7 protein-coding genes are annotated in these 7947 nt (G+C 75.3%); 6 read left to right on the top strand and 1 reads right to left on the bottom strand.

All coding sequences use genetic code 11. From position 1 onward, the window contains the following. The 6 genes from V6U88_RS26920 to V6U88_RS26895 form a co-directional block, all read left to right on the top strand. Nucleotides 1-889, top strand: an 889-nt coding sequence (locus V6U88_RS26920) for a glycosyltransferase family 4 protein (protein WP_334457194.1), incomplete at its 5' end; no start/stop codon positions are given. Between the two features lie 77 nt (nucleotides 890-966). Then, on the top strand, nucleotides 967-2850 hold the full coding sequence (locus tag V6U88_RS26915; RefSeq protein WP_334457193.1) for a serine/threonine-protein kinase: 1884 nt from the start codon (nucleotides 967-969) through the stop codon (nucleotides 2848-2850). Nucleotides 2851-2936: 86 nt separating this feature from the next. Then, complete coding sequence (locus V6U88_RS26910) at nucleotides 2937-4634, top strand: serine/threonine-protein kinase (protein WP_334457192.1); 1698 nt, start codon at nucleotides 2937-2939, stop codon at nucleotides 4632-4634. Between the two features lie 101 nt (nucleotides 4635-4735). Continuing rightward, on the top strand, nucleotides 4736-5545 hold the full coding sequence (locus V6U88_RS26905) for a metal-dependent hydrolase (protein WP_334457191.1): 810 nt from the start codon (nucleotides 4736-4738) through the stop codon (nucleotides 5543-5545). Continuing rightward, nucleotides 5542-6444 carry an amidohydrolase family protein gene (locus V6U88_RS26900; RefSeq protein WP_334457190.1) on the top strand — a complete coding sequence of 301 codons (903 nt, stop codon included), beginning with the start codon at nucleotides 5542-5544 and terminating at the stop codon, nucleotides 6442-6444. Before V6U88_RS26905 ends, V6U88_RS26900 begins: the two co-directional genes overlap by 4 nt. A 93-nt stretch (nucleotides 6445-6537) precedes the next feature. Beyond that, on the top strand, nucleotides 6538-7167 hold the full coding sequence (locus V6U88_RS26895) for a DUF6518 family protein (protein WP_334457188.1): 630 nt from the start codon (nucleotides 6538-6540) through the stop codon (nucleotides 7165-7167). A gap of 105 nt (nucleotides 7168-7272) precedes the next feature. On the opposite strand, the gene V6U88_RS26890 is transcribed toward V6U88_RS26895, so the two are convergent. Next, nucleotides 7273-7866: a nucleotidyltransferase family protein gene (locus V6U88_RS26890; RefSeq protein ID WP_334457187.1), complete on the bottom strand. Its 594-nt coding sequence runs from the start codon at nucleotides 7864-7866 to the stop codon at nucleotides 7273-7275. Nucleotides 7867-7947 lie beyond the last annotated feature (81 nt).

The raw sequence follows: 7947 nt of genomic DNA, 5'->3' as shown, positions 1-7947 counted from the left end.
GCGGCACCAGGGCTGGCTGCCGGAGGAGATGAACCGCACCATCCACGGCGTCGAGCACTGGCTCAGCAACGCCTCCGCCCGGGTGATCGCCTGCTCGGGCTACATGCGCGACCAGGTCACCCGGCTCTTCGAGGTGCCGGCCGCGCGGGTCGACGTGGTGCCCAACGGCGTCGACGACCGGGCCTGGCACGCCCGCCCCCGGGCGGTCGCCTCGGCGCGGGCCCGGTTCGCCGGGGACGGCCCCCTGGTCGGGTACGCCGGCCGGCTGGTCTACGAGAAGGGCGTCCAGCACCTGGTGCACGCCGTGCCGGACCTGCGCCGGCGGCACCCGGGGCTGCGGGTGGTGATCGCCGGCGACGGGCCGTACCGGGAGGAGCTTCTCGACCAGACGCGACGGCTGGACCTGGGCGACACGGTCCGCTTCGCCGGCTTCATGGACGCCACCCAGCTGCCGGCGGTGCTGGCCGCCACGGACGCGACCGTGGTGCCCAGCCTCTACGAGCCGTTCGGCATGGTGGCGCTGGAGGCCGCGGCGGCCGGCGCGCCGCTGGCGGTGGCCGACACCGGCGGGCTGGCCGAGATCGTGGAGTCCGGCGTCACCGGGGTGACCTTCCCGCACAGCGACCCCGACGCGCTCGCCGGCGCAGTGGACCAGCTCCTCGGCGACGAGGTCTTCGCCCGCCGGGTGGCCCGCCGGGCCCGCACCATGGTCAGCCGGCGGTACGGCTGGGCGACGATCGCGGCCCGCACCGCGGCCAGCTACGCCGCCGCGCGGCGCGAGCACGGCACGTTCCAGGCCCGGCGGACCGCCGCGCTGGTGGCCGGCGGGCGGGCCCGGATCACCATCCCCGAGGGCAACCTGCTGGCGATGGACGGGGCGGCCTGCTGACCCGCCGTATCCCACGACGGATAGGTCTCCCCCGATCCATTGGCTACGGTGTACGTCGGCCAACGGTGAGGAGAACGGTGCAGCAGGTAGTGATCGCCGGCCGGTACCGCCTGGTGGAGCTGGTGGGACGGGGCGGGATGGGCCGGGTCTGGCGGTCCAGGGACGAGATCCTGCACCGCGAGGTGGCGGTCAAGGAGGTCGTCCCGCCGCACTGGCTGGCCGAGGCCGAGCGCGACGATCTGCGGCTGCGGACGCTGCGCGAGGCGCGCACCGCGGCCCGGCTCAACCACCCCAACGTGGTCCGCGTCTACGACGTGGTCCAGGTCGACGACCGCCCGTGGATCGTGATGGAGTACGTCCCCTCGCGGACGTTGCAGGCCGTACTGGAGGACACCGGTCCGGTCGACCCGGTGCTCGCGGCCGGCATCGGGCGGGCACTGCTGGCCGCCCTGCGCGCCGCGCACACCGCCGGCGTGCTGCACCGCGACGTCAAGCCGCAGAACGTGCTGATGGCCGACGACGGGCGGGTGATGCTCACCGACTTCGGGCTGGCCACCTTCGACGGTGGCGACGGACTGACGACCCGGCCCGGGATGGTCCTCGGCTCGCCGCAGTTCGTCGCCCCGGAACGCGCGGCCGAGGGGGTGTCCAGCGTGGAGGCCGACCTGTGGTCGCTCGGCGCCACCCTGCACGCCGCCGTCGAGGGGCGCTCCCCGTACGCCCGCAGCACCGCGATGGCCACCCTCGCGGCGCTGGCCACCGAACCCCCCGATCCGGCGCCGCACGCCGGTCCGCTCGGACCGGCGCTGGAGGGGCTGCTGCGCCGGGACCCGCGACGGCGGATCCGCCACGACGAGGCGGACCGGCTGATCGCGGCGGCCGAACAGCCGTCCGCCCCGGAGCCGCCCACGGTGGTGCTCCCCGTCGCCCGCCCGGCGGGCGCCGTGCCACCGCCGCCGCCCTGGCCCGGCGTCCCGGACCGGTCCGACACCGGCGCCTCGGGACCAAGCGGCGCCGACCGGCCCGGCGCGACGTCCACCGGCGGGCGGCAGCCGGGCGAGGGGGCCGCACCGCCGGGCGGGGCCGGTGCCGACCTGCCCGCCGCCGACCGGCCGGGAACCGGGGAGGAACGGGGCGCCACCCGCGTCACGCCGGCCGCCACGGCGGCGGCGACCGACCGGATCGCCGTGCTCAGGGCTGCCCTGGCCCGGCTGCGGCTCACCCCGCGCCGGGTGGCGCTGGTGGTGACGGCGCTGGGCGTGGCGGCGGCCACCGGGATCGGCACCGCCTTCGCGATCGTCGGCAACGGGTCGAACGGTTCACCGACCGCGGCGCCGGTCAGCGGGTCCACCCCCGACGGACCCCCCGACGCACCGTACGGCCGCCGGCCGGACCGGCCGCCGCCGGACGGCGACCGCCCGGTGGGCCCCCCGCCCTTTCCGTGCCTGCGGCCCAACCCGATCGGCGAACCGATCGTCGCCCGGCCCGGCACGGCCGACGGCGGCTTCCGCCCGCCGGCCGGCTGGACCTGGCACGTGGAGGAGGGCTGGCGGGTCGCGGTGCCCGTCGGCTGGCTCCGCTTCACCGAGAACGAGGTCGCCTGCTTCCGCGATCCGTCCAGCCTCCGCACGCTCAGCGTCGAACCGGTCGCCGACCACCTCGACCCGGTGGCCTGGTTACGGGCCGAGGAGCACCGGCTGCGCGACGCCGGCGCGCTCCCCGGGTACGCCAAGGTGCGCCTCGGCGCGACCGGCGACCGTGGCGCGCAGTGGGAGTGCCGCTGGACGGCCCCGTTCGGCCAGCGGCAGCAGGCGCTGCGCCTGTTGCCGGGCGACGAGGCCGGCGCCTGGATGCTCGGCTGGAGCGCGGCGGACGACGACTGGGCCGCCTCGACCGGGCAGCTCGCCGTGGTGCGGCAGAGCTTCCGTGGCCGCGTCACCGAGGCGGTCTCGCCCACCTAACGGCACCCACGATCACGGCCGCGCTGCCGATGAGAAACGGCAGGCCGCTGGATATCGTGTACCAGGGGTAGCCGAGGGGGAACGCCGTGCAGCAACTGCTGGTCGCCGGGCGGTACCGGCTGCTCGATCTGGTCGGCAGCGGCGGGATGGGCCGGGTCTGGCTGGCCCGCGACGAGATGCTGCACCGGGACGTCGCCGTCAAGCAGGTGGTCCCGCCCCACTGGCTGGACGAGGCCGAGCGGGACGAGCTGCGATTGCGCACGTTGCGCGAGGCGCGCACCGCGGCCCGGCTCAACCACCCCAACGTGGTCCGGCTCTACGACGTGGTGCACGACCGGGACAGCCCGTGGATCGTGATGGAGTACCTGCCATCGCGCTCCCTGCAGGAACTCATCACCGCCGAGGGGCCGCTGGACCCGGGGCGTACCGCGCGGATCGGGCTGGCGGTGCTGGCCGCGTTGCGCGCCGCGCACGCCGCCGGGGTGCTGCACCGCGACGTCAAGCCGCACAACGTGCTGGTCGCCGACGACGGGCGGGTGATGCTCACCGACTTCGGTCTGGCCACCTTCGACGGTGGGGACGGCCTGATGACCGGCCCGGGGCAGGTGTTCGGCTCCCCGCAGTTCGTCGCCCCGGAGCGGGCCCGGGACGGCGTCTCCGACCCGCGCACCGACCTGTGGTCGCTGGGCGCGACGCTGTACGCGGCCGTGGAGGGCCGGGCCCCGTACGCCCGGTCGAGCGCGATGGCCACGCTGAGCGCGCTGGCCACCGAGCCGCCCGACCCGGTGCGCCGGGCCGGGCCGCTGCGGCCGGTGCTGGAGGGGCTGTTGCAGCGCGACCCGTGGCGACGGCTGACCGCCCTGGAGGTCGAATCGCTGCTGCGGGCGGCGCTCGCCGCCGCCGACACCGGCTTGCCCGTGGCCGGCCGACGTCCCGACGTCGTCGACCGGCCGGCGGCCGACCCCGCCCGCCCGTCGATGGGCGGGCCGGCGGACGTGCGGGCGGGGGGCGGCGACCGGCCGTCGATGGGCGGGAGAGCGCCGACGGACCTCCGGCCGTGGAGCCCCACCGCGCTGGTGGCCGGGGCCGCCGTACCGGTCGCGCCGCCGGGCGCCGCGCGACGCCGCCGGTGGGGGCTGGTCGCGGCGGCCGTCGCGAGCGCCCTGCTGGTCGGCGCCGGGATCGCGGCGGCGCTGCGCGGCGACGACGACCGGGCGGCGCGCGCCCCCGGTGGCGGCGGGGGCGCGACCGCCGCCCGGCCCGCGGCCTTCCCCTGCGCCACGCCCGCCCCGGCGGACGCCACCCCGGTCCCCTCCGTGCCACCGCCGGCCGGCGAGCCCGCACTGGTGCCGGGGTGGACCTGGTACGAGGACCCCACCGGCTTCCGGATCGCCGCGCCGGCGCGCTGGCTGCGCTTCGCCGACGGCGCGGTGACCTGCTTCCGTGAGCCGGGCGGCGGGCGGGTGCTCAGCGTGGCCCCCGGCGTCGCGCCGGCAGACCCGGTCGCCCACTGGCGCGCCGAGGAGCGGCGGTTGACCGGCGACGGGGCGCTGCCCGGCTACCGCCTGGTGGAGATCTCCCGGCTGGACATGTTCCGGGGCGGGGCGCTGTGGGAGTGCTCCTGGCTCAACGCGGCCGGCGTCCAGGTGCACACCGCCCGGCTGATCGTGGCCGTCGCCGCAGGTCGCGCCTACACCGTCTCATGGTTGACAGAAGAGTTCGACTGGCAGGTCAACGCGACATACTTCCTGATGATCCGGCAGAGCTTCCGGCCCGCAGCCTGACACCCTCCCCTGTGGACCGTCCGGGTGATTGCCCCTCCGGCGGCGGCTCTGACACAGTGGCGTAGCTTTGTCGATCAAGAACCTGGGGAGGGCGACGCGACATGATGGGACCGTCCCACGCGCTGTCCGGCGCGGCGGTGTGGCTGACCGGCTCGTGGGCGCTGGACCAGTTCGCCGACTACCACCAGTCGCCACTGGCGCTGGCCGTCGGCACCGCGGTCTGCGCCGGCGGGGCGCTCTTCCCCGACCTCGACCTCTCCGGCAAGGTGACCCGCAACCAGGGCGGCGCGACGGTGGCCCGCACCTTCGGGGTCTTCTCGCTCTTCATCGCCGAGGTGATGGAGAAGATCTCGCTGGGCGTCTACTACGCCACCAAGCTCAGCCGGGACCCGCGCCGCAACAACGGCCACCGGACGCTGACCCACACCCTCCCGTTCACCGTGCTGGTCGGCTGGGGCACCACCGCGCTCTGCGCCGCGTACGGCAAGTGGGCCGTGGTGAGCATCCTGTTCTTCATGATCGGCCTGGCCCTGCGCGGGCTCTTCGACCAGTGGGCCGAGCGGGCCGGCTGGGTGATCGTGACGCTGGCCTCGGCCGCCGCCGCCTGGTTCACCTTCGCCAACCTGCCCGGCGACCGGGGCTATCCGATGATCGGGCTGGCCGTCGGGGTGGGCTGCTTCGTGCACATCCTCGGCGACATGATCACCAAGGCCGGGGTGCCGATCCTCTGGCCCATCCCGATCAAACGGCGGATGTGGCTGATGATCGGCCTGCCCAACAGCATCGCGCTGCGTACCGGCAGCAAGGCCGAGGTGATCGTGCTGCGCACGGCGCTCACCGTGCTCTCCGTGCTCGCCACGGTCGGGCTGGTGGCGCCGTCGGTGCTGCACCGGTTCAACATCGAGGTGTGAACACCCACGGGCCGGCACCGGCCGGCGACGACGAGGTACCGGAGTTCTGCCGCCACCTGGGCATTCCCGGGCTGGCCGACGTGCACGTGCACTTCCTCCCACCCCGCCTGCTGCAACGGGTGTGGGCGTACTTCGACGCGGCCGGGCCGCTGGTCGGCACCGAGTGGCCGATCCGGTACCGGTGGAGCGACGACGACCGGGTCGCGCACCTGCGGCGGATGGGCGTACGGGCGTTCAGCGCGCTGGCGTACCCGCACAAGCCCGGCATGGCGGCGGAGCTGAACCGGTGGACGCTGGACTTCGCCCGGGCCACCCCGGGGTGCCTGCCCTCGGCGACCTTCTTCCCGGAGCCGGACGCGCCCCGGTACGTCGCCGAGGCGCTGGACGACGGGGCCCGGGTGTTCAAGGTGCACGTCCAGGTCGGCGGGTTCGCCCCGACCGATCCGGCGCTGGACAAGGTGTGGGGGCTGCTCGCCGACGCGGGCGTGCCGGTGGTGGTGCACGCCGGGCACGCGCCGGTCGGCACCGCGCACACCGGGCCGGAGGGCTTCGCCGCCCTGCTGGCCCGGCACCCGCAGCTGAGCGCGATCGTGGCGCACCTGGGTGCGCCCGACTACGCCGACTTCCTCGACCTGGCCGAGCGCCACGACCGGGTACGACTCGACACCACCATGGCGTTCACCCCGTTCTTCGACCGCTTCGTGCCCTTCCCCGCCGGGGAGCTGCCCCGGCTGCGCGAGCTGGGGCTGGCCGGCAAGGTGCTGCTGGGCAGCGACTTCCCCAACATCCCCTACCCGTACGCCGAGCAGCTGGCCGGGCTGGCCCGGCTCGACCTGGGCGACGACTGGCTGCGGGCGGTCTGCTGGGACAGCGCCGCCGCCCTGTTCGACCTGGACTGAGGGCTCAACCGGGTACCGGAGCGTTCGGCGGATCCGGGCGGGACGAGCATCCGGGCGGCACCATCGAAAGCATACTCAGTATGCTTCCCTGCCATGCGTCCTGATGATCGGCGGGTAGCGCTCGCCGCGGTGCTGGGTGGGCTCCTGCTCGGCTCGCTCGACTTCGTGTGGATCAAGTTCGTGCCCTTCCCCCTCGCCGAACTGGGCAACTCCACCGCCACCTGGGCGGTTGCCGCGTTCCTCTTCGGCTGGTGGGTGCGCTCGGGCTGGCTGCGGGCGGCGCTGGGCGCCGCCGTCCTGCTCGTCCTCGCGGTGCCCAGCTACTACCTCGCGGCGACGCTGATCCAGGGCGACGACCTGGCGGTGCTCTGGGCGCCCACCTCGCTGTTCTGGATGGTCCTCGGGGTGCTGGCCGGGGTGGTCTTCGGCGTCGGCGGGGTTTGGGCGCGGGGCGAGGGCTGGCGGCCGGTGGTCGGGCTCGCGCTGCCGGCTGCGGCCCTCTTCGAGGAGGCGGCCCGGTTCGCCCGCCTGATCGGCGATCCGAACTACCCGGCCGGGGTGGCGTGGAACGTCGCCATCGACGTCGCGCTCGCCCTGCTGGTCGTCCTGCTGTTCGGCCGGTCGCACCGGCAGCGCGCCCTCACGCTGGCCGTGGCGCTGCCCCTGGCGGCTGCCGTCTTCGTCGGCTTCGCCGTCGCCGGCTCGGCGGCCGCGGGTGGCTAGGTGTTTCCAGTGCCCGGGATCGTCGCGTCCGGCCCGGTGGGCGGGTCGCTCCCGACGCCCGGCGGACTGATCAGTTCGAGCACCGCCGGGCCGGCCGCCACCCGCTCAGACGCCCACCCGTTGCGGCGGCACGGTCAACCCGTAGAGCGCCATCAGCTCCGGCGTGTCGATTCGGCTGCCGTCGGCGACCGAGTCGCAGGCGATGTCGACGATCTGGTCCTTGTGTGCCAGCAGGTACGGCCGGGCACCCACGTCGGCGCTGGCCAGCGTCGCGATGCCGGACCAGTGCCGCCGGCCGAAGAGCATCGGGTAGCCGCGCAGCCCGCCATAGGTGGCGCAGACCAGCACGTCCGGGTACGGCAGGGCGGCCACCCGGCGTACCGCCGCGGGGGTGAGGCCCGGCATGTCCACCGGCACCACCACCACCGCCTCGACCCCGCCGTCGGTGAGCGCGGCCAAGCCGGCCCGGATGGAGGAGCCGACCCCGGTGCCCCAGGCCCGGTTGACCACCACCGTGACGCGGCTCAGGTCGGCGGTCTCCCGCACCTGGTCGGCGGCGGCGCCCAGGACCACCACGATCTGCTCGCAGCCCGCCTCGGTCATCGTGTCGATCATCTGGTTCACCAGGGGCGTGCCGCCCTGGTGCAGGAGCGCCTCAGGTCCGCCGATCCGGCGTCCCCCGCCCGCTGCGATGATCATCCCTGCGATCCGCTTCAGCTGCGCCACCTCCGTCGTGAAGACGGACCGGAGCAGAGCTGCCCGGCCCGTTACGCACACCGG

Origin of the sequence: Micromonospora sp. CPCC 205739 (assembly GCF_036906795.1) — a bacterium.
GTDB lineage: Bacteria > Actinomycetota > Actinomycetes > Mycobacteriales > Micromonosporaceae > Micromonospora.
The sequence above is the reverse complement of the archived record's forward strand: the minus strand, read 5'-3'. Positions and strand labels throughout refer to the sequence as shown.